General features: G+C 64.2%; 18 protein-coding genes and 1 pseudogene. 12 read left to right on the top strand and 7 right to left on the bottom strand.

The features are described from left to right. Positions 1-498: pseudogene (locus tag AB0323_RS14315) on the top strand (lipoyl synthase); the annotation flags it as partial. Between the two features lie 16 nt (positions 499-514). After that, a complete protein-coding gene (locus AB0323_RS14310; protein WP_366177905.1) occupies positions 515-1327 on the top strand; it encodes a methylenetetrahydrofolate reductase in 813 nt (270 codons plus the stop codon). A gap of 37 nt (positions 1328-1364) precedes the next feature. Here AB0323_RS14310 and AB0323_RS14305 read toward each other — a convergent pair whose 3' ends face one another. Both AB0323_RS14305 and AB0323_RS14300 read right to left on the bottom strand, forming a co-directional pair. Continuing rightward, a complete protein-coding gene (locus AB0323_RS14305; RefSeq protein ID WP_366177904.1) occupies positions 1365-2072 on the bottom strand; it encodes a zf-HC2 domain-containing protein in 708 nt (235 codons plus the stop codon). Continuing rightward, positions 2069-2569, bottom strand: coding sequence for a sigma-70 family RNA polymerase sigma factor (locus tag AB0323_RS14300; RefSeq protein WP_366177908.1), 501 nt, complete (start codon positions 2567-2569; stop codon positions 2069-2071). Before AB0323_RS14300 ends, AB0323_RS14305 begins: the two co-directional genes overlap by 4 nt. A gap of 154 nt (positions 2570-2723) precedes the next feature. On the opposite strand from AB0323_RS14300, the gene AB0323_RS14295 reads away from it, so the two are divergent. Beyond that, positions 2724-3290: a hypothetical protein gene (locus tag AB0323_RS14295; protein WP_366177903.1), complete on the top strand. Its 567-nt coding sequence runs from the start codon at positions 2724-2726 to the stop codon at positions 3288-3290. A gap of 146 nt (positions 3291-3436) precedes the next feature. Here AB0323_RS14295 and AB0323_RS14290 read toward each other — a convergent pair whose 3' ends face one another. Then, positions 3437-4297, bottom strand: coding sequence for a hypothetical protein (locus AB0323_RS14290; protein ID WP_366177902.1), 861 nt, complete (start codon positions 4295-4297; stop codon positions 3437-3439). A gap of 167 nt (positions 4298-4464) precedes the next feature. On the opposite strand from AB0323_RS14290, the gene AB0323_RS14285 reads away from it, so the two are divergent. From AB0323_RS14285 to AB0323_RS14275, 3 genes are all read left to right on the top strand, one after another. Further along, positions 4465-7848 carry a DEAD/DEAH box helicase gene (locus AB0323_RS14285; RefSeq protein ID WP_366177901.1) on the top strand — a complete coding sequence of 1128 codons (3384 nt, stop codon included), beginning with the start codon at positions 4465-4467 and terminating at the stop codon, positions 7846-7848. Positions 7849-8073: 225 nt separating this feature from the next. After that, positions 8074-8520 (top strand): thioesterase family protein, encoded by a 447-nt coding sequence (locus tag AB0323_RS14280; RefSeq protein WP_366177900.1) that lies wholly within the window; start codon positions 8074-8076, stop codon positions 8518-8520. Positions 8521-8532: 12 nt separating this feature from the next. Beyond that, positions 8533-9405: a PaaX family transcriptional regulator C-terminal domain-containing protein gene (locus AB0323_RS14275; RefSeq protein WP_366177899.1), complete on the top strand. Its 873-nt coding sequence runs from the start codon at positions 8533-8535 to the stop codon at positions 9403-9405. Here AB0323_RS14275 and AB0323_RS14270 read toward each other — a convergent pair. After that, entirely contained in the window at positions 9402-10832 is a 1431-nt protein-coding gene (locus AB0323_RS14270) for an amino acid permease (RefSeq protein ID WP_366177898.1), read from the bottom strand. The genes AB0323_RS14275 and AB0323_RS14270 overlap by 4 nt on opposite strands. A 48-nt stretch (positions 10833-10880) precedes the next feature. Further along, complete coding sequence (locus AB0323_RS14265; protein ID WP_366177897.1) at positions 10881-11279, bottom strand: RidA family protein; 399 nt, start codon at positions 11277-11279, stop codon at positions 10881-10883. Between the two features lie 168 nt (positions 11280-11447). On the opposite strand from AB0323_RS14265, the gene AB0323_RS14260 reads away from it, so the two are divergent. Genes AB0323_RS14260 through AB0323_RS14235 form a run of 6 tightly spaced genes read left to right on the top strand, consistent with a single transcriptional unit; the run spans position 11448 to position 18469 of the window. Further along, positions 11448-12305, top strand: coding sequence for a fumarylacetoacetate hydrolase family protein (locus AB0323_RS14260; protein WP_366177896.1), 858 nt, complete (start codon positions 11448-11450; stop codon positions 12303-12305). 34 nt (positions 12306-12339) lie between these two features. After that, the gene (locus tag AB0323_RS14255; protein WP_366177895.1) at positions 12340-12822 is read left to right on the top strand and encodes a cupin domain-containing protein; all 483 of its coding nucleotides are present in this window, start codon (positions 12340-12342) and stop codon (positions 12820-12822) included. Between the two features lie 5 nt (positions 12823-12827). Further along, positions 12828-13718, top strand: a complete 891-nt coding sequence (locus tag AB0323_RS14250) for an acyl-CoA thioesterase domain-containing protein (protein WP_366177907.1) — start codon at positions 12828-12830, stop codon at positions 13716-13718. A 41-nt stretch (positions 13719-13759) separates the two neighbouring features. After that, positions 13760-15418: an AMP-binding protein gene (locus tag AB0323_RS14245; protein WP_366177894.1), complete on the top strand. Its 1659-nt coding sequence runs from the start codon at positions 13760-13762 to the stop codon at positions 15416-15418. 14 nt (positions 15419-15432) lie between these two features. Beyond that, a complete protein-coding gene (locus AB0323_RS14240) occupies positions 15433-17823 on the top strand; it encodes a bifunctional salicylyl-CoA 5-hydroxylase/oxidoreductase (protein ID WP_366177893.1) in 2391 nt (796 codons plus the stop codon). Positions 17824-17833: 10 nt separating this feature from the next. Beyond that, complete coding sequence (locus AB0323_RS14235) at positions 17834-18469, top strand: hypothetical protein (protein WP_366177892.1); 636 nt, start codon at positions 17834-17836, stop codon at positions 18467-18469. A 4-nt stretch (positions 18470-18473) separates the two neighbouring features. Here AB0323_RS14235 and AB0323_RS14230 read toward each other — a convergent pair whose 3' ends face one another. Together AB0323_RS14230 and AB0323_RS14225 are read right to left on the bottom strand one after the other, a co-directional pair. Next, positions 18474-18896, bottom strand: coding sequence for a helix-turn-helix transcriptional regulator (locus AB0323_RS14230; protein ID WP_364539040.1), 423 nt, complete (start codon positions 18894-18896; stop codon positions 18474-18476). Between the two features lie 29 nt (positions 18897-18925). Beyond that, entirely contained in the window at positions 18926-19888 is a 963-nt protein-coding gene (locus tag AB0323_RS14225; protein WP_366177891.1) for a DnaJ C-terminal domain-containing protein, read from the bottom strand. Positions 19889-20044 lie beyond the last annotated feature (156 nt).

The raw sequence follows: 20044 nt of genomic DNA, 5'->3' as shown, positions 1-20044 counted from the left end.
AACGTCGAAACCGTGCCCCGGATCTTCAAGCGCATCCGCCCCGCGTTCCGCTACGACCGCTCCCTGGACGTCATCACCCAGGGCCGGGCCGCCGGCATGGTCACCAAATCCAACCTGATCCTGGGCATGGGCGAAACCCGGGAAGAGATCTCCGAAGCACTGGCCGACCTGCACGCCGCCGGCTGTGACCTGATCACCATCACCCAGTACCTGCGCCCCTCCGAACGGCACCTGCCCGTGGACCGCTGGGTCAAACCCCAGGAATTCGTCGAGCTCGCCACCGAAGCCGAGGAAATCGGCTTCGTCGGCGTCATGTCCGGCCCCCTGGTCCGCTCCTCCTACCGCGCCGGACGCCTCTGGGCCACCGCGATGCGCAAGAAAGGCCGCGAAATCCCCGCGCACTTAGAGCACATTGCCCACATCGCCGAAGGCATCCAGGACTCCGGCACCACCCGCCAGGAAGCCCGCACCCTCCTCGCACACCACGCGACGGCCTGATCCGCAAGGAGCCAGCATGTTCCCCACCCGGATTGAAATCATTCCCTCAGACGGAATTGTGGAGAGAGTCCAGGCCGCAGTGCCGCTTTCCACAACGCTCACCGTTACCTGCTTGCCCCATCACGGGATCGCGCGGACCATGGAGGCTTCCATCAAGCTCAGCCTTCTGGGCTACAACGTGGTTCCGCACCTCTCGGCACGCGGGCTGGAGCACCGGTCGCAGCTTTCCCGTATCCTCCGGGACTGCGAGGCCGCCGGGATCACTGAGGTCTTCGCCATCGGTGGAGACGGCGCGCAAGCTGCCGGCCCCTATCGATCGAGCCTTCCCCTCTTGGCGGACATCGCCGAGTGCTCCGGCGGCAGCATCACCGCGGGCATCGCCGGTTACCCCGAGGGGCATCCTTCCGTGAGCGGGCTGGACTTGCTGGATGCCCTGTTGGCCAAACAACATCTGGCGACGCACGTTGTCACGCAAATGTGTTTCGCCGCCCCGAAGGTCCTCGATTACGCAGCACTCCTGCGCCGCGAAGGGGTCGATCTGCCGGTGTGGGCCGGTGTTCCCGGGGCCGTTCCGCGGACAAAACTGCTGGCGCTGGCGACCCAGATCGGCGTCGGGACCTCCTTGAAGTTCATCAGCAATAAGGGGACCCTTGCGCGCAAGCTTCTAGGCGTGGACAAGTACTCACCGGAAGGCCTGGTGTCCGAACTCACGGCGCGCCCGGATGGTATCTCCGGAATCCATCTCTACAGTTTCAACCGACTGGACATGCCCAGCTGGGGGCGAAGCGATCTGCACGATCCCGAGCCCAGCGAAGCAGCATCCGCCTAGCCGCATACACTGACCCCCTAGGTGGTCCTGGGGACCCCTAGCTTCCCGGGACCGAAATCACCGCGACCGTCTTCTGGGCGTCGTCGCGCAGTTCCACGCCCGAAATCCCGGCGAGCTGGACCGGCGTCGCGCCAGTGACCTTGATGTGGCCGCTGGAGGTCGCGGTCCAACCGCACGCCATTTCCTCCGTGCCGTCGCGGCCCTTGACCCACAGGTACATCGTGCCTTGCGCCGGCATGCTGCGGCCTTCCAGTTGCAGCTCGGTCCCCCATGCCTTCCTGACGAGCCCCACAGTGAGCTGCAGGCCGCTGTCCGTCTGCAGCGAGTAGCTGGCGTCAGGTTTGGGAGGCTGGTTCAACACCGGCCCCGCCAGTATGCCCAACCCAAGGCAAGCGGCGGCCACGGCACCCACCAGGGCCGTCCACCGGCGTCGGGATTTCCGCCGCCGTGCCGCCATTTTCACAAGAATCGGCTGCGGTAGCGTTTCCGAAAAAGCCCCCATACGTGAGCGGGCGTCGGACGGAACTGCGGCGGAGGGCTCGACGGCGGGCCGCCCGGCGGCGAGCGCGACGGCGTCGGGCACGGGGACGGCGTCGAGGAGGGCAGGGAGGCTCTCCAGCTCGCCCAGCTCAAGCCGGCAATCAGCGCAGCTTGCCAAGTGCGCTTCGAAAGCCTTGGCCTCGGCAGGCTCGAGGCCGCCGAGCAAGTAGGCGCCCAGCAATTGGTGAAGTCCGGATTCGTTCACCGCTGCACCCCCATTTCGTCGAGAATCGTGCGAAGCGCCCTGACGGCGTAGAAGGCCCGGGATTTCACCGTGCCGCTGGGGATGTTAAGCCTCAGCGCGGCCTCGTTCACCGTGAAACGTTCGTAATGCAGGGCTACCAGGACCTCCCGGTGTTCAGTGCTGAGCCGCAGGAGCGCCTCCTCCATAAGGACCCGGTTGAGGAGCTCGTCCACTCGCTCGGTGGCCTCCTCCGGGTCCGCCATGTCGCGTTCGGCAGCCTCTGCCGGGCGCCGCTGGGCCTTGCGGTAGTTGTCGATGATGACATTGCGGGCAGTGCGGAACAAATAGCTGCGCAGGCTGCCGGTGATCTGCGGGGCGTGCTGCCACACGCGAAGGATGGTTTCCTGCACCACGTCCTCAGCCAAGTGCGCGTCCGGCGTGCAGCTCAGCACGAAGTGGCGCAGGGCTGTGCCGTGGTCGCGGTAGATCGCGGCCACCACATCCTCGTCGAGCGGCATCGGCGCCTCCTTGGTGCTCGGCTTCCCCTTCTCCTGCGATACGACGTGCCCGCCGCGAAAAAGGTTCACGCCCTGTGAACCATTCTTCACCCGGCGGCGTCGTACGGGTTAGCTTCCGGCACGTCCGCGGCCGGTGCAAGCGAAGGAGCAAACCATGAAGAAGCAACTCGGCACCGGGCTCGGCATTCTTGCTCTGGCCATCGCCCTCACTGCCTGCGGAGGAAGCCCCGGCGCGTCCTCCACATCCTCGAGCGCAACCAGTCCCGGTCCGACGGCGTCCAGCCCCGCGGCGTCGAGCACTCCTGCCGGCGCGGCGGAACTGAAGACGGCGTCGTCGAGCGTTGGCGAGCGAGTGGTTGCGGCGAACGGCAAGAGCGTCTACATCTTCACGAAGGACGTCAAGGATTCCGGAAAGAGCGCTTGCACCGGCGGCTGCGCTAACAACTGGCCCGCCGTGACAACGACGTCGACCAGGCCGGCGGTTGACGGGGTGAGCGGAACCATAGGCACCATCCCCACAGCAGACGGCAAGATGCAGATCACCATCAACGGCATGCCCCTCTACTTCTTCTCCAAGGACGAAGACTCCAGTGACACCTATGGCCAAGGCGTGGGTGGCGTCTGGTTCCTGGTCAGCCCGTCCGGCTCCATGGTGACCCCGAGCAGCAGCAGCACCCCGAGCAGCACCAGCACCCCAAGCGGGAGCAGCATGGGCTACTGAAACCCTCGCTCACTTTTGCAGCCCAAAAGGCAAACGCTCGCTCAGATCTCTCCGGCCCGGCCGGCAGATCTGAGCGAGCGTTTGTCCTGGAAGCCCTATAAGTGAGCGGGCGTTTGTCCTGGAGGCCCTATAGGCGAGCGAGCGTTTTAGGCGTCTTCGAACTCGTCAGCGTCTTCGAACTCGACGGCGGCGATGATTTCCTTCGTCTCCGGGTGGATCATGAAGGCTTCGTCGTCCTCTTCGATCATGATGTAGTTGCCGTGGTCCGTGGTGAAGTGCCAGGCGAGGATCGTCTCGCCGTCGTGCTCGTAGTTGGGATCGCCCATGGTGATCTTCTCCAGCTGGTACCCGGCAACGTCGCACAGTTCACGGATGATGAGCTCGAATTCGGGGGCGTTCTCGAGTTCCGCTTCCGCTGCCTCGGCCTTGCGCTCTTCGAGGTTGGGAATCCGGGCTACGCGCTCGGCGATGTGTGCCTTGAGCTGCTCCTCGTCCAGGTAGAGCACGCCGTCCTGGCCGCGGAGCCAGGCTGCGTTGAGTTCGATGATGTCTTCGGTCTCCAGGAGGGATTCGAATTCGCCGTCGAGGGCCTCGAGCTCCGCAACGGCTTCCGGTGCCTCTTCGGACTCGTCAAGGTCACCGTCCAGGTAGGCCTCGGCGTCGTCTTCGGACAGCGCGTCGAACGCTGCGACGGTGCGGTTGAACAGCTCGAGGTGGCCTTTGGCACCCATTCCTTCGAGGCCTTCGCGGACAAACGCATCCACCTCTTCGCGTTCCGGGACCGTGAACACGTACTGGGCGAAACCGCCCGCGAGTGCCTGTGTCAGGTAGAAGTCCACAAAGTAGCTGCGCAGAGCGTTGGTAGCGATTTCCTCATGGTTGAGGAGCTCCTCGTACATCTCGTTGACCACAGTGACGTTCGCGTCCACAACGGTTGCGTCGTCGGCCTCGATGCTGTCCTTCGTCAGAACTGTTACGTACCTAAAGGTGGTCTCATTGCTGGTCATGGGATTTCCTCGCTGCTGGGAAGCTTGTGCTGCTCCGGACCCTTTCAACGTACGCGGAGGCGGTTGTCGGGCAGGCTAGGCAGAGGTGAACGTCCGGCAAAGTTTCAGGGCCGCTCCATGGGCCCTAGGATTCATAGATAGCCTCCTGCCGAAAGTAGTCCCAACGAATGCCTTCCCACTCAGACGACTCCTGGGAACTGGCGATTCAGACACCCGCCATTAACGACCGCTCCCTGGCGGCCGGCCTCGCCTATGCCATGGGAAGCCGGGTCAGCGGCATCACTTTCGATTCCGCCACGGGCCTGATGATGGGCAAGGTCAGGGGCAGTGGCCCCTCAGCCTATTCGACGTCGGCCAAGCTGGTCCGCAAGCCCGGCGGCTGGAGCTGCACCGTAGGCGTGTGCAGTTGCCCCGTCCGCAAGGACTGCAAACATGTGGCCGCCCTTCTCTTCGCCGCCGAAGACCACCCTGCCGTGCGGGCACAGCTGTTGAGCGCGCCTGCGTTTGGGCAGACGGCGCAGCCTGGGGAAATCGTGCAGCGGCCGGCCTGGGAGCAGGCACTCAGCAAGCTCATAGCCACTCCGGGAACCGCAACGCAAGGCCAGGGCCTTCCCTTGGCGCTGGCGTTCGAGGTGGAAGAACCTGCCCCGCACTTCTCCTACACCGGCCGGCGGGATCCGCTCCGCAGCGTGCGCCAGCTCAAGGCCCGCCCGGTGATGATGGGCGCCAAGGCCAAGTGGATCCGGGGCGATGTTTCCTGGACCAACCTGAACTACCTCGGCTACAAGCGCGAGTTCAACGAAGCCCATATCGACTGGATGCAGAACTTCCTGGCCGCGCATTCCACTGCTGACTACCGGCAGCTCACTTCGAGCATGTGGATGCTGCTCAACGAATTCGCCGGCAAGAACCTGTGGAGCCTCATAGCCGAGGCCGAGAAGATAGGGGTCGCGCTCATCCATTCCGGCGGAGCCGCGCCCGTCCGCATTGCTGCCGAGCCCGCCGTCGTCGGGCTTGACCTTAGCCGGCCCGACGGCGGCCTACAGCTCGCGCCGTCGGTGACCTTGGGCGGGGACGCCCTTGATCCGGCCACTTTGGGCTTGATCGGCCGCCCGGCGCATGGCTTGTTCTTCACCGGTCCCGGCGAGGGGCACTTGCCTGGCGTATCGGCACCCGAGAACCTCATCACGCTGGCTCCGTTGGAGGGCGGCGAGTCGCAGGAACTCCTCGATTTCGTCATGGGCGCATCCCGGCTCCAGATCCCGGCGAAGGACGAAGAGCGATTCCTCACGGCGTTCTATCCGAAACTCAAGCAGTCCACCCGGGTGACGGCAGCGGACCATTCCGTGGAGTTGCCGGTCCTCGCCGTGCCCACGCTGTCCCTGCTGGCGAACTACGGTTCCGACCACCGGGTACGGCTGCACTGGGAGTGGCACTACAAGGCGGGCAAGCTCGTGACGGCCCAGCCTCTCTGGCGGCACCCGGACGATCAAGGCTACCGCGACGACGCCGAGGAAGCCCGGATTCTGGAGTCCCTGGGCCGGCCTTGGGATGTGGTCGCTGCGCTGGGCGAATCCTCGAGCGGAGGATGGGGGGCTCCACGGCTGGCGGCCTCGGTAGCGCTGGACGGCCTGGACACTCTGGCCTTCACCGAGGAGGTACTGCCCCGGCTCCGCGAACTGCCCGACGTCGTCGTGGACACCTCCGGCGAGATCGCCGACTACCGCGAGGCCACCGAGGCTCCCGTCGTCTCCATTTCGACCAAGGCCACCGACAGCCGCGACTGGTTCGATCTCGGCATTGTCATCACGCTCGAGGGTGAACCTGTCTCCTTCGCCGCGGTGTTCTCCGCCCTCGCGGCCGGCCAGAGCCGGATGTTGCTGCCCAGCGGCGCCTACTTCTCGCTGGACCTGCCCGAACTGCACCAGCTCCGCGCGCTGATCGACGAGGCCAGGTCCCTGCAGGACAACCCGGACCGGCACGGCACCCTTCAGATCAGCCGCTTCCAGGCCGGGCTGTGGGATGAGCTCGCGCAATTGGGGATCGTGGACGAGCAAGCGGCCGCTTGGCGCGAGGCCGTGGGCGGCTTGCTCGACGACGGCGTGACCGGGCTGCCGCTGCCGGGCTCGCTTGATGCCGAGCTCCGTCCGTACCAGCTGGAGGGCTTCAACTGGTTGAGTTTCCTCTACCGGCACAGCCTCGGCGGCGTCCTGGCCGACGACATGGGCCTCGGCAAGACGGTGCAGGCGATTGCTTTGATGTGCGCGGCGAAGGAGCAGGCTGAAGCCGCCGCAGGCGGCGCGGGCGGCAGCGCTCCCTTTTTGGTGGTCGCGCCGACCAGCGTCGTGGGCAACTGGGCCGCGGAAGTCCAACGCTTCGCGCCCGGCCTGAGCATAAAGACCATCGGAGAAACCTTCGCCAAGAGCGGCGCCGATCCGCAGGAAACCATGGCCGGGACCGACGTCGTCATCACTTCCTATGCTCTGTTCCGGATCGACTATGAGGCCTACGCAGCCAAGGAATGGGCCGGGCTCATGCTCGACGAGGCCCAGTTCGTCAAGAACCACCAGTCCAAGGCGTACCAGTGCGCCCGGAAACTCCCGGCATCCTTCAAGCTGGCCATCACGGGAACGCCGCTTGAGAACAACCTCATGGAGTTCTGGGCGCTGACCTCGATCGTCGCTCCCGGGCTGTTCTCCAGCCCGCGCCGCTTCGCTGAGTACTACCAAAAGCCGGTCGAAAAGAACGGCGACAAGGCCCAGCTCGCCAAGCTCCGGCGTCGGGTCCGCCCCCTCATGATGCGCCGCACCAAAGAGCAGGTCATCAAGGACCTGCCACCGAAGCAGGAGCAGGTGCTGGAAGTGGTGCTGAACCCGCGGCACCAGAAGGTGTACCAGACGCATCTGCAGCGCGAGCGGCAGAAAATCCTGGGGCTCATCGACGACGTCAACAAGAACCGTTTCACGATTTTCCAGTCGCTCACCCTGCTGCGGCAGCTGAGCCTGGATGTCTCCTTGGTGGACGAGTCCCTGTCCGCAGTGCGCTCGTCCAAGCTCGATGTGCTGTTCGAACAGTTGGAGGACATCGTTGCGGAAGGGCACAGGGCCCTCATTTTCAGCCAGTTCACGGGATTCCTGGGCAAGGTCAGGGAGCGGCTCGACGCGGAGAACATCGAGTATTGCTACCTCGACGGCAGCACCCGGAACCGGGCCGACGTCGTGAGCGAATTCAAGAACGGTGCAGCGCCCGTGTTCCTCATTTCCTTGAAGGCCGGCGGCTTCGGGCTGAACCTGACCGAAGCCGATTATGTCTTCCTGCTGGATCCATGGTGGAACCCGGCTTCTGAAGCGCAGGCCGTAGACCGCACCCACAGGATCGGGCAGGCGAGGAACGTGATGGTTTACCGTTTGGTGGCCAAGGACACCATCGAGGAAAAGGTCATGGCGCTCAAGACCAGGAAGTCGCAGCTGTTCGCGGATGTGATGGAAGGCGATGCCCTGGCCGGCGGCGCCCTGACCGCGGAGGACCTGGCGGGCCTGTTCGCGGAGTAAGGATTCGCCCCTTAGGAACGACTAGGACCGCCGCTATTCACTTTTTGATGCCACAAGTGTGAATAAGGAGCGACTAACTCACCGTTTCAGGAGGCTATATGGATACCTCCGTGATTGGTTCCGTCCTGGGCCACTTCCTTCGGCATATCGAGTTCCGAACGGCCGTCACTTGATGTATACAATTGAACGCGGCCTGAGCAGTACAACGTCGCCGAAGGGGGAACCGTGGAGGGCACCGAACCGCCGTCAGGGATGCAGGCAAGCATCGACAGAACCGTGGAATGGGTGGACACCGATGCGTCGGGCCATCAGCACAATTCGGCGATCATGCGCTGGGTCGAGGCTGCCGAGGCAGAGCTCTTCCGCAATCTGGCGCTTCCGGAGTACTTCCCGAGTGCTCCGCGAGTGCAGCAAGTAGTCAATTACACGGCCAAGCTGTGGTTTGGCCAACGGGTGACAGCAACCGTGAAGATCCAAAAAGTCGGGCGCACGTCCATGACCCTTGCCTTTGAGGTCTACGGCCACGCGCATCCAAACTCGCCGGGCGGGCTGGCTGCCCATGGGACGCTGACCACTGCCCACGTGCCCGCGGGCTCGGCCTCAGCCCAGCCGTGGCCGGAACGGATCCGGCAGGCCGCTGGCGTAGCGGTCCCGAACAGTCCGGGGCTCTGAACCGTGATGGACATGCCCACTCCGCCGGTACGCCACCAGCAGCTGATCGTCACCATCTATGGGCTCTACGGCCGGAGTTCGGGCGATGCCCTCCCTGTTTCCGTCCTGATTTCCATGCTGGGCGACCTCGGCTACGACGCGCCGGGAGTCCGTTCCTCAGTCTCGCGACTCAAAGCCAAGGGTGTCCTCAAAAGTGTCCGCCAGGACGGCGTCGCCAAATACGAACTGTCCGACACTGTTCTGGATGTTTTCCGCGAGGGCGACCGGAGAATCTTCGCCGCCGATCGCTCCACCGAGCTGGAATCCTGGGTGCTCGCCGTGTTTTCCGTCCCCGAAACAATGCGGAACCGCCGGCACCAACTGCGATCAGAGCTGTCCGGGCTCGGTTTTGGGTCCGTGGCATCCGGGGTATGGATCGCACCGGCCCAAGTACTTGAACAAGCCCGTGAGCGGCTTGCCTCGCGCGGGCTTGTTCAGTTTGTGGACTTCTTCCGCGGCGACTACTTGTTTGAGGGCCCCATGCGGCCGAAGGTGGCCGAATGGTGGGACCTGAAGGCCATCGACGAGCAATTTGCCGAATTCCTGGACCTCTACGAAGGCGCGGGAGATCTTTGGACGGGACTGGTCGGGGATGATCCCGAGGCCGCCTTGGCCAACTCGACCGCCGAGCTGCGCCGGGATGCTTTTCGCTACTACATCCCCATGCTGACCCTGTGGCGCCGCTTCCCGTACCGGGACCCGAACCTGCCGCTGGAATACCTCCCGAAGGATTGGCGCGGTCCGGCGGTTCGCGAGACGTTCCAGGCGGTTCATCGCCTTGCCGCGCCCCTCGCGGCCGCGCACGCGCACGAGCTCATCCACGGCCAGGTCCTCACAACACCCTAGGAGTGCGCCGCCCCCTCCAGGTTCCGGTCGACGTCGTACTCTGCAGTTCCCGAAGCGGAGCCTCTGCGGCCCTTCTTCAGGACGAAGTAGAGGACGACGATCCCGATAGCGAATGGAACCCCGAAGATCAATGTCATCCGGAAAGCGTCAACGAACAACGTCGTGGCCATGATGGCAACCATGAGGATGGCTCCGGCCCAGGACGCCGCCGGGTAGAACCGCAGCTTGTATGACAGAGTCGTCCCGTCTCGGTTCGCCGCGCGTCGGAACGCCAGGTGGGTCACGAAGATCATGAGCCACGTGGCCATGGCCCCGAACATGGACAACGCCATCATGAAGGTGAAGCCAGACTCCGGATTCAGGGCATACACGCACGCCGCCACCGCGATTCCGCCCGTGCAGAGGATCAGTGCATTGACTGGGGAACCGTTCTTGTGGAGCCGCCCGAACACGGCAGGGGCTTGCCCGGCTCGGGACAAGCTGAACATCATCCGCGTGGAGATATAGAGCTGCGAGTTCATGGCTGATAGAGCAGCCACAATCACCACGACGTTGATGACGGAATCGGCGAACGGAATTCCGATGACCTGCATGACAGTGACGAAGGGGCTGTTTCCGGCAAGGATCTGGCTGACGGGCGCTATGGCCAGGATCAGCGCCAGGGTCAGGATGTAGAAGAGGAAGAGACGGAATACGGTGACCTTGAACGCCTTCTTGACGGCGGTTCCCGGATCCTTCGCTTCGCCCGCGGCAATGGCGATCATCTCCACCGAGAGGTAGCTGAAGATCGCCACAATCACGGCCACCCACATGCCGGACACGCCGTTGGGGAAGAACCCGCCCTCGGCAGTGTAGTTATGGATTCCGTAGCCGGCCTCCCGCTTTCCAAAGACCAGGATGGCGGCGAGCAGGATGAATCCGAGGATGGCGAACACCTTGATGCTGGAGAACCAGTATTCCAGGGTGCCGAAGGCCTTGACGTTGAACATGTTGACCGCGATGAGAACACCGGCAAACAACAAGATCCAGACCAGCGGAGGAACTCCCGGGAACCACAGCTTCATGTAGCCACCGATCGCAAGCACTTCGGTGCCCACGGCCAGCACAACACAGGACCAGTAGAGGTACTTCACCAGGAATCCGGCAAGGGGCGAGATGTAGTGCTCGGCGAAAGCCCCGAAGGACCCGGTGGTCGAATGGGCCACGGTCATCTCAGCCAGCGCGCCCATCAGCATCACCGCGATCAGGCCACCGATCGCATAGCTCAGCAGGACGCTGGGTCCGGCGAAAGATATTGCGAACTTGCTTCCGAGGAAAAGCCCTGTGCCGATCGCGCCGCCCAGCGCGATCATGGTCAACTGTGGGCTGGTGAGTTCACGCTTGAGTCCGCTCTCGCGGTTTTTAATCAGGTCGAAGCTGTGTGACATCGTTGTCTCCTTGCTCGGAACTTCTTGGGGAGGTTAGTGCCTCAGGGTCTAGCGCTCCGGAATGACGGCGATGCCTTGGATCTCGATGAGGGCTTCCTTCTGCCAAAGCCGCGTGACGCCGATTCCAGCCATGGCGGGATACTCGGATCCGGCCATCTCGCGCCAGATCCTTCCGATCTCGCGGCCGTTGGCCATGTAGTCGTCCACGTCGGTGAGGTAGATGGTCACACTGACCAGGTCCTCGGGTAATCCGCCCGCCTCGCGCAGGGTGGTCAGCACATTGGAAAACGCCTGGGTGAACTGTTCCACGATCCCGCCGGGAACGATGTTCATGTCCTTGTCCAGGGCCGTCTGACCACCCAAGAACAGAGTGTTTCCGGCAAGCATTCCGTGCGCAAAGCCCGACGGCTTGGGGAGCGACACTGGATTGACGGTCTTGTGGCTCATGTTGTTCCTCCTCTTGGTGGCGGCTGCGACATGTTCGAAAAAATCCCTGTGCAGATCATTCCCCGCCGTGCTACGTTGAGCATATGTGACGATCGTAAAAAAGTCGACACATCAGAAGGCGCATCGGAATGAATGCAGGAATCGGCGGCATACGAAGGGACAACACGCATGAAGCTGGCCACCTTACGGACAGCCGACGGGGGCACGACGGCGGCGCTCGCTCTGGGCGGGAACAGTTACGTACCGCTGCCGGCCAACGACGTCGGAGCACTTCTCGCCGTCCCGGACTGGCGGGCGATCGTGGCAACCGCCTTCGCTGCAGCCTCCGGATCAGGTACGGTTTCCGCACCTGACAGCGAGCTGGCGCCTCTGCTTCCACGGGCCGGAAAAGTCATCTGCTGCGGGCTGAACTACGGCGACCACATTCACGAGATGGGCCGCGAACTGCCGGAATACCCCACGCTCTTCGCGAAGTACGCGGACACCCTTATCGGGCCGGCTGAGACCATCCATGTCCACGGCAGCGCGAAAGTCGACTGGGAAGCCGAACTGGCCGTCGTCGTCGGCTCCGAGCTGTTCCGCGCGGACGAGGACCACGCCCACGCGGCAATCGCGGGGTACACAATCGCCAACGACGTTTCCATGCGCGACTGGCAGAACCGCACGCTGCAGTGGTTCCAAGGGAAGGCGTTCGACGGAACCACCCCGGTGGGACCGGTCATGGTGACCGCGGACGAGGTCGACGGCGACTTGGAGGTCCGCGGTTACGTCAACGGCGAGCTGGTGCAGCACGGGAACACCAGCACCTTGGTGTTCGGACCGGCGAAACTCCTTTCCTACATCTCCCAGTTCACTATCCTGCGTCCCGGGGACCTTGTCCTGACTGGTACGCCCGGCGGAGTGGGGATGGGTATGACACCGCCGCGCTTCCTGAACGACGGCGACGTCCTCGCCACCGAAATCGACGGGATCGGAAGGCTGGAAAACCAATTCAGAATCCATGCACCCGTCCCCACCAACGTCTAAGCCAATACCGAGCACTTCAAAAGGAGTGACCACGATGAACACAACCGCTACCGACTACCGCCTCGAAGGCGACAACTCCATCTACGCCCAGGCCGACGGCAAAGTGATTCCGGTCGTTACGCGCGCCGGCGAAGAGGACACCAACACGGCCCAGTCCGGCGACTGTGTCCGCGTCTCGGGCGTCAGCATCCAGCACACGCCGGCCACCAAGATCTGGTTCGGGCAGGTGTCCAACGTTCCCGGCTACCGCTCCCTGCCGCACCACCATGGCGAGGCGGAAACCGGCGGCTACGTGCTCCGCGGCCACGGACGCATCTATTTCGGCGAGAACTACTCCGAGTTCCTGGACATGAAAACCGGCGACTGGGTATTCGTCCCGCCGTTCATGCCGCATGTCGAGGCCAACATGTCCGTCACCGAAGAACTCGTGTGGCTCACCGCGCGCACCCCGGAGAACCTCGTGGTCAACCTCGAAGACGTTGCCGACGAGACCCTCGCAGACTTCCGCAGGGCCTGATGGACATGTCCACTGGAATCCTGACCTCCGAGACATTCCTCAAAGCCATCGAGCTGACGGCCGTCCCTGCCCAGATCCACGACGAAGCCTACGAAGCCACTTCGCAGTACGTTCCGTGGCCCAAAGCCTACGGAGGGGACATGGTGGCCCAGGCCGCGGCAGCGATGATGCGATCGGTCGATGCCGACAGGCAGCTGCACTCCATGCACAGCTACTTCATGCGCCCGGTGGAGATCGGGGCAACGGTCCGCTACGAGGTCGAACGCCTCCGCGACGGCCGTGGATACTCGACCCGCAGCGTTCGTGGACACCAGAACGGCAAGACCGTGTACGCAGCCATGGGTTCCTTCCAGGTTCCCGAAGACGGTCCGGAGTTCCAGCCACTGGCGCCCACCGCCGTCGAACCCGAATCCCTGCGCAGTGCCGCCGAGGTGCTCCAGGGGGTCCAGGGGCCTGCTGCCGAGTACTGGTCCTCGAAGCGCAGCTTCGACATGCGACACATTCCCGGACCGGTATATCTGCAGGTCGAAGGCGATTCCGTGGCGAATCAGGCAATCTGGGTGAAAGCCTTCGAGCAATTGCCCGACGCCGGTGACGAACACACGACGGCGGATCTGCACCGGGCCGCGCTGGCATACGTTTGCGACTACACCATCCTTGAGCCTCTCCTCCGGGTGAACGGGCTCCACTGGTCCAGCCCCGGACTCGCCACGGCCAGCCTGGACCACTCCATGTGGTTCCACCGGGACGGCCGCGCGGATGACTGGGTCCTGTACGCCCAGGAGGCCGTGTCCGGGCAAAGCAACAGGGGGCTGGCCACGGGCCGTTTCTTTGACAGGCAAGGACGCCTGCTGGCAACGGTTGCCCAAGAAGGCATGATCCGCGCCGGCTCCTGAACACCATCGACTTATCCGCCGTATTACTGAAAGGAGTGGCCATGACAATGTTGAGATCAGCCCACGTGGACACCTTCACCCGCGACCATTTGCCACCGGCCGGCACGTGGCCGACCCTTGAATTCACGTTGCCGGAACTCCAGTACCCGGCGACGCTCAACGCAGCGGCGGTCCTCATTGACGACGCCGTTGCAAGCCATGGTGCCGGGCGCCCCGCGCTGCGGACCCCCGACGGCACAATCTGGACGTACGGTGAGCTGCAGCAGCGCGCCAACCAAGTCGCCCAGGTCCTCACCGAGGACCTCGGGGTGGTGCCCGGCAACCGCGTCATGCTGCGAGGGCCGAACAATCCCTGGATTGTCGCAGCCTGGCTTGGCGTGCTCAAAGCGGGAGCCGTCGTTGTGACCACCATGCCGATGTTGCGTTCCAGCGAGGTCGGCACGCTCATCAGCCTTACGCGGCCGGCCGTAGCCATCTCCGACCACCGGTTCATGGATGAACTGCTCGCGGCGGCAGGAGAGGACACCGTTGTCCTCTCCTACGGATCAGACGACGCCGGCGACCTCGCGTCCCGCTGTGCCGCCAAGAGCGGCGAGTTCGCTGCCGTGCCAACCTCCGCCGACGACGTCGCGCTGCTCGGCCCGACGTCCGGCACCACAGGCACGCCCAAAATCACCATGCATTTCCACCGGGACATCCTCGCGAACGCCGACACTTTCGCCCGCCATATTCTGCAGCCGACCGCCGACGATGTGTTTGCAGGTTCACCACCCCTCGCCTTCACGTTCGGCCTCGGTGGGCTGGTGGTCTTCCCCCTGCGCTTCGGCGCATCCTCGTTGTTGACCGAACGGGCCACCCCCGTGGAACTCGCCGAGAGTGCCGCCGCTGCCGGGGCCACCATCCTGTTCACCGCACCCACTGCGTACCGGGCCATCCTCAAGGAAGGCCGCGGATCATTGCTCCGCAAGCTCCGGGTAGCGGTCTCGGCGGGCGAACACTTGCCCAAGGAAACGTGGGAAGCCGTTCGGGAGGCCACCGGTCTCCGGCTCGTTAATGGCATCGGGGCTACCGAACTGCTGCATGTGTTCATTTCCGCGTCCGGGGATGACATCCGGCCCGGCACCACCGGACGGGCCGTGCCCGGGTACAGGGCAGCCATCCTCGACGACGAGGGCCTGGAACTGGGGCCCGGACAGCTTGGCCGGCTCGCCGTCATCGGCCCCACCGGATGCCGCTACCTGGACGACCCCCGGCAAGCGAATTATGTGGTCAACGGTTGGAACGTCACCGGCGATACCTTCACGAAAGACGAGGACGGGTACTTCACCTATCAGGCCCGGTCGGACAACATGATCGTTTCCTCCGGCTACAACATCGGCGCCCCCGAGGTGGAAACCGCCATAGACCTGCACCCGGACGTGGTGGAGAACGCCGTCATCGGCCGGCCCGACGAAGCACGCGGCAGCGTCGTCTGCGCATTCATCGTCCTGCGCGAAGGCGTCAAGGGCGATGACGCGAAGCGCAAGGAGATACAGGACTTCGTCAAACGGACGATCGCCCCCTACAAGTACCCGCGGGACATCCGGTTCGTTGCCGAACTTCCCCGCAATCCCAGCGGCAAGCTGCAGCATTTCAAGCTGCGCGACCGTATCGACAACGACCCCGAACAGCTTGCCGGCGCAGGCTTGGGCCAGGCCTGAGAAGGAGCAACAGCATGAAAATCGCAATCGTAGGAGGCGGCCCCGGCGGCCTGTACTTCGCGGCATTGATGAAGCAGCTCGACCCTTCGCACAAGATCACCGTCTGGGAACGAAACGCTGCCAGTGACACTTTCGGTTTCGGCGTCGTATTTTCCGACGAGACTCTCGGCGGCATCGGCAACGCCGACCCCGTCGTGGCCGAATACATGAGCCGGCGCTTCGCCCGCTGGTCCGACATCGACATCCACTTCGGCGGCGAAACGGTGACGGTGGGTGGCCAGGGCTTCGCGGCCATGAGTCGCAAGGAACTGCTGGAACTGCTTCAGCGCCGGTGCGCCGAGCTTGGCGTCGACCTGCGTTTCCAGACCCTTGCGCCGCCGGTGGAAGAGCTTGAAGCCAACTACGACCTGGTCCTCGCAGCGGATGGCATCAACTCCCAGATCCGCGCGAAGTACGCGGACTCCTTCGCTCCGAGCCTGGACCTGCGGCCCAACAAGTTCATGTGGCTGGGTACGGACCAGGTGTTCGAGGCGTTCAAGTTTTTCGTCAAGGAAACAGAATGGGGCGTCATGCAGATCCATGGCTACCCGTATTCCGACGAAGGATCCACGTTCATTGTCGAGATGCACGAGGACGTGTGGCGGGCTGCAGGCTTCGACGAGACCGCAACCGACGTCTTCCCGCCAGGGGTGTCCGACGAGAAGGCGATTGCCAAGATCCGCACGATCTTCGCGGAAGAACTGGACGGCTACGAGGTCCTGTCCAACAACTCCAAATGGATCAACTTCACCACCGTCCGTAACGAGAGCTGGCGCCATAACAATGTCGTGTTGCTCGGCGATGCGGCTCATACCGCACACTTCTCCATCGGTTCCGGAACCAAACTGGCCATGGAGGACTCCCTGGCACTCGCCGCGTGCCTGCGCGAGCACCCGGATGTGGAGTCGGCGTTGGCTGCCTATGAAACGGAGCGTCGTCCGGTTGTCGCATCCACCCAGCGCGCCGCCCAGGCTTCGCTTGAATGGTTCGAGCGGATTGCCCAATACAAGGAGCAGGATCCGACGCAGTTCGCCTTCAACCTCCTCACCCGGAGCCGCCGCATCACGCAGGAGAACTTGCGCCTGCGCGACCCGGAATTCGCCGACGCCGTGGACCGCAACTTCGCCGAGTCCCAGGGACTGACGGAGACTGCCCCGGCCATGTTCCAACCGTTCCGGATCGGGGGGCTGGAGCTTAAGAACCGCATTGTCGTCTCCCCCATGGACATGTACTCCGCGGTGGATGGCGTCCCGGGCGACTTCCACAAAGTGCACCTCGGTTCCAAGGCACTCGGCGGCGCCGGATTGGTCATGACCGAAATGGTGTGTGTTTCCAAGACCGGGCGGATCACCCCCGGCTGCACGGGCCTGTACACGGACACACAGCGGGACAGCTGGAAGGAAATCGTGGACTTCGTCCATGCCAACTCGACGGCCAAGATCGGTGCGCAGCTGGGTCATTCCGGCCGCAAGGGCTCCACCAAGCTCATGTGGGAAGGCATCGACGAACCGCTCGCATCCGGCAACTGGCAGGCTGTTGGACCGACGGCCCTGCCTTACGGTCGTGGCAACCAGACGCCTGTGGAACTCGACCACGCAGGAATGGCCGCCATCAAGGCTGAGTTCGTGGCCGCGACCCTCCGTGCCGAAGAGGCAGGCTTCGACCTACTTGAGGTCCATGCCGCCCACGGCTACCTGCTTTCCTCGTTCCTCTCACCCGTGTCGAACCGCCGGACGGACGAATACGGTGGCAGTGTGGGGAACCGTCTGCGGTTCCCCCTGGAAGTGTTCGACGCCGTCCGGGCCGCCTGGCCTGCCAGCAAGCCTGTGACAGTCCGCATCTCCGCGACGGACTGGATCGAAGGCGGCAACACCTCAGACGACTCGCTCGGCATCGCGAGGGCATTCGTGGCCCATGGCGCCGCGGGCATTGACGTCTCCACCGGCCAGGTAGCCAAGGAAGAACAACCGGCTTTCGGCCGCAGCTACCAGACGCCGTTCGCCGACCGCATCCGCCAGGAGGTCGCCGCACCCGCCGGAGCAGCGGTCATCGCCGTCGGTGCCATCTCCAGCTATGACGACGTCAATTCCATCCTCCTTGCGGGACGGGCCGACCTCGTGGCACTGGGCAGGACGCATTTGTTCGACCCCCAGTGGACGCTCCACGCCGCAGCCGAGCAGGAATACCAGGGCCCCGGGGCGCAGTGGGTGCCGCAGTTCCGGGCGGGCCGACGAAAACCGCCGAGCTCCCGCACGGATGCCGTTAGGCCCAGGCTTTCGCTCTTGAAAGAGCGCGAGTCCGACGCCGACAAAACGCACCTGCGTTGGACCCCGGGAACAGTCTCCGCGCCCGCACTGGCCAACTAGGCTGGACCGCATGGCTATCATCCATCGAGCAACCCTGAGTCCCAGCAAACTTGAGCTCATCGAAAAGTACCTGCCCGCCCAGCCGTGGTTCACCAAGGAAGGCTCCGCGCCGCCCGAGCTGCTCGGCGCGTACCGCTTCGATGATCCGGACGGCGAAGTCGGCCTCGAGACCCACTTGGTCTCCCACGGCGGCAAGGTCTATCAGGTTCCCTTGAGCTACCGGGGTTCGGAATTGCCCGGCGGGGAGGACTCGTTGCTCGGCACCATGGAACACTCGGTGTTGGGCACGAGGTGGGTGTACGACGCCTGCGCCGATCCCGTCTACGTCACTGCCCTGGCCGCCGCCATCCTCACTGGACAAGAGGAAGCCCGACAGTTCGTGGACGTCGACGGCGCCTTGGAGCCACGCGCCAGCTCCGTCAAAGTCAAAGGCAGTGGAGCTCCCGGTAGCGAAGTCCCTTCGGTGAACCCGGCCGCCCCGGTCACCGAAGACGGCGTCACCAGCATCGACGCCGGTAAGCTCACGCTGCTGGTAAATCGTGTCCTGGACCTTGGGACACCCTGTCCGCAAAATTCGGATGCCCTGCGGGGTACGTGGGCCGGGCAGGAAGCGCCCGTGCTGCTGGCGTCGCTCTCGCAGGCCTAGAGGACTACTCCCCCGGACGCGGCCGCCACACAACAACTGCCTGGGACCGCGCCCGGGGGCGCTGCCCGCGGGCCAGGCTGACGACGTCGCCCGCTGCTCCCGCAGCAAAAATACGGGCCTCCATCGGGCTCCGCCGGCGTTGCAATTCCTCGCTCAACTCGGCCACGCGGAACTGCAGCGCGGCCACCTGGTTTTCGAGTTCGAGGATGCGCTTGATCCCCTCGAGGGACACGCCCTCCTGGGAGAGCCGCTGGACTTCGCGCAAGCGGTCGATGTCCCGTTGGGAGTAACGCCGGGACTTGCCCGGGGCACGGCTCGGCGACACGATACCGAGGCGGTCGTACTGGCGCAGGGTCTGCGGGTGCATGTCAGCCAGTTCGGCCGCGACGGAGATGACGAAGATCGGCTGGTTGATGTCGATCCCCATGCCTGCGTCCCCTCCCATGTGTCGTGCCGCTACAAGCGGGCCTTGGCGGCCAGGTCGTGCCGAGGATCGGCGTCGGCGGTGGCCGCGGCGAATGCCTTGACGGCCTCCTCGGCCTCTTTGTTGAGGTTCTGCGGGACGGAGACGTCGATCGTCACCAGCAGGTCCCCGGTGCCCTTCGATGTCTTGACGCCGCGGCCCTTGACCCGGAGCGTTCGCCCGGAAGGCGTGCCGGCCGGGACGCGGACGGTGACGGTGTCGCCGTCGAGCGTTGGGACGTGGATGTTGGAACCCAAGGCTGCCTCCGCGAAGGTGACCGGCACGTGGATGCGGATGTTGTCGCCGTCGCGGTGGAAGAAATCGTGCGGCTTGACGTTCACCGTGATGATGAGGTCCCCGTTGCCGGCTGCGCCGGGGTTGCCCTTGCCGCGCTGGCGGACCTTCTGGCCGTCCCTGATGCCCGCGGGAATCTTCACGTCGATGACGTTGCCGTTGCTTTCGCGCAGGCTCACCGTGGTGCCGTGAATGGAGCCCGCAAAGGAAATTGAGGTCGACGCCGTGCGGTCGCTGCCTTTTTGCGGTGCGCGCTGGAACCCGGTCTGTCCACCGCCGAAGCCGCCGCCGAAGAGGTCAGCGAACTCGGGTGGGATGCCGCCGGCACCGCCCGGCTGGCGTCCGCCGCCGAAAAGCCCGCCGAACAGGTCCTCGAAGCCGCCATTGGCCGGCCCGCCGCGAGCTGCGCCCGGAGCGAAGCGTGCCCCGCCCATAGCGCGAATCGCATCGTATTGCTGGCGCTCCTCGGCATCCGAAAGCACCGAATAGGCTTCCGAGACGTCCTTGAACTTCTTCTCGGCAGCAGCATCCCCGGAATTGGTGTCCGGATGGTACTTCCGCGCAAGCTTGCGGTACGCCTTCTTAATGTCAGCGTCAGAGGCGTCCTTGGCGACACCAAGGATGGCGTAAAAATCCTTCTCAACCCAGTCCTGGCTGGCCACTCGGCTTCTCTCTTTCGTTTCTGGTTAAGTTGCGTGCGCTGCGCGATGCATAGGCCCCCGCCCCTTCGCGTGGCGGCTAAGTCCTACGGACTTCAGCCGCCACGCTCCGGCAGGCCCGATGCCACTCCCGGGGCCTATGCTTCGCTTCGCGCCTGC

Source organism: Arthrobacter sp. NPDC080031, from assembly GCF_040702485.1.
In the GTDB taxonomy this organism is placed as follows: Bacteria; Actinomycetota; Actinomycetes; order Actinomycetales; family Micrococcaceae; genus Arthrobacter.
Note: the sequence above shows the minus strand (reverse complement) of the source record. Positions and strands in the feature narration are given on the sequence as shown.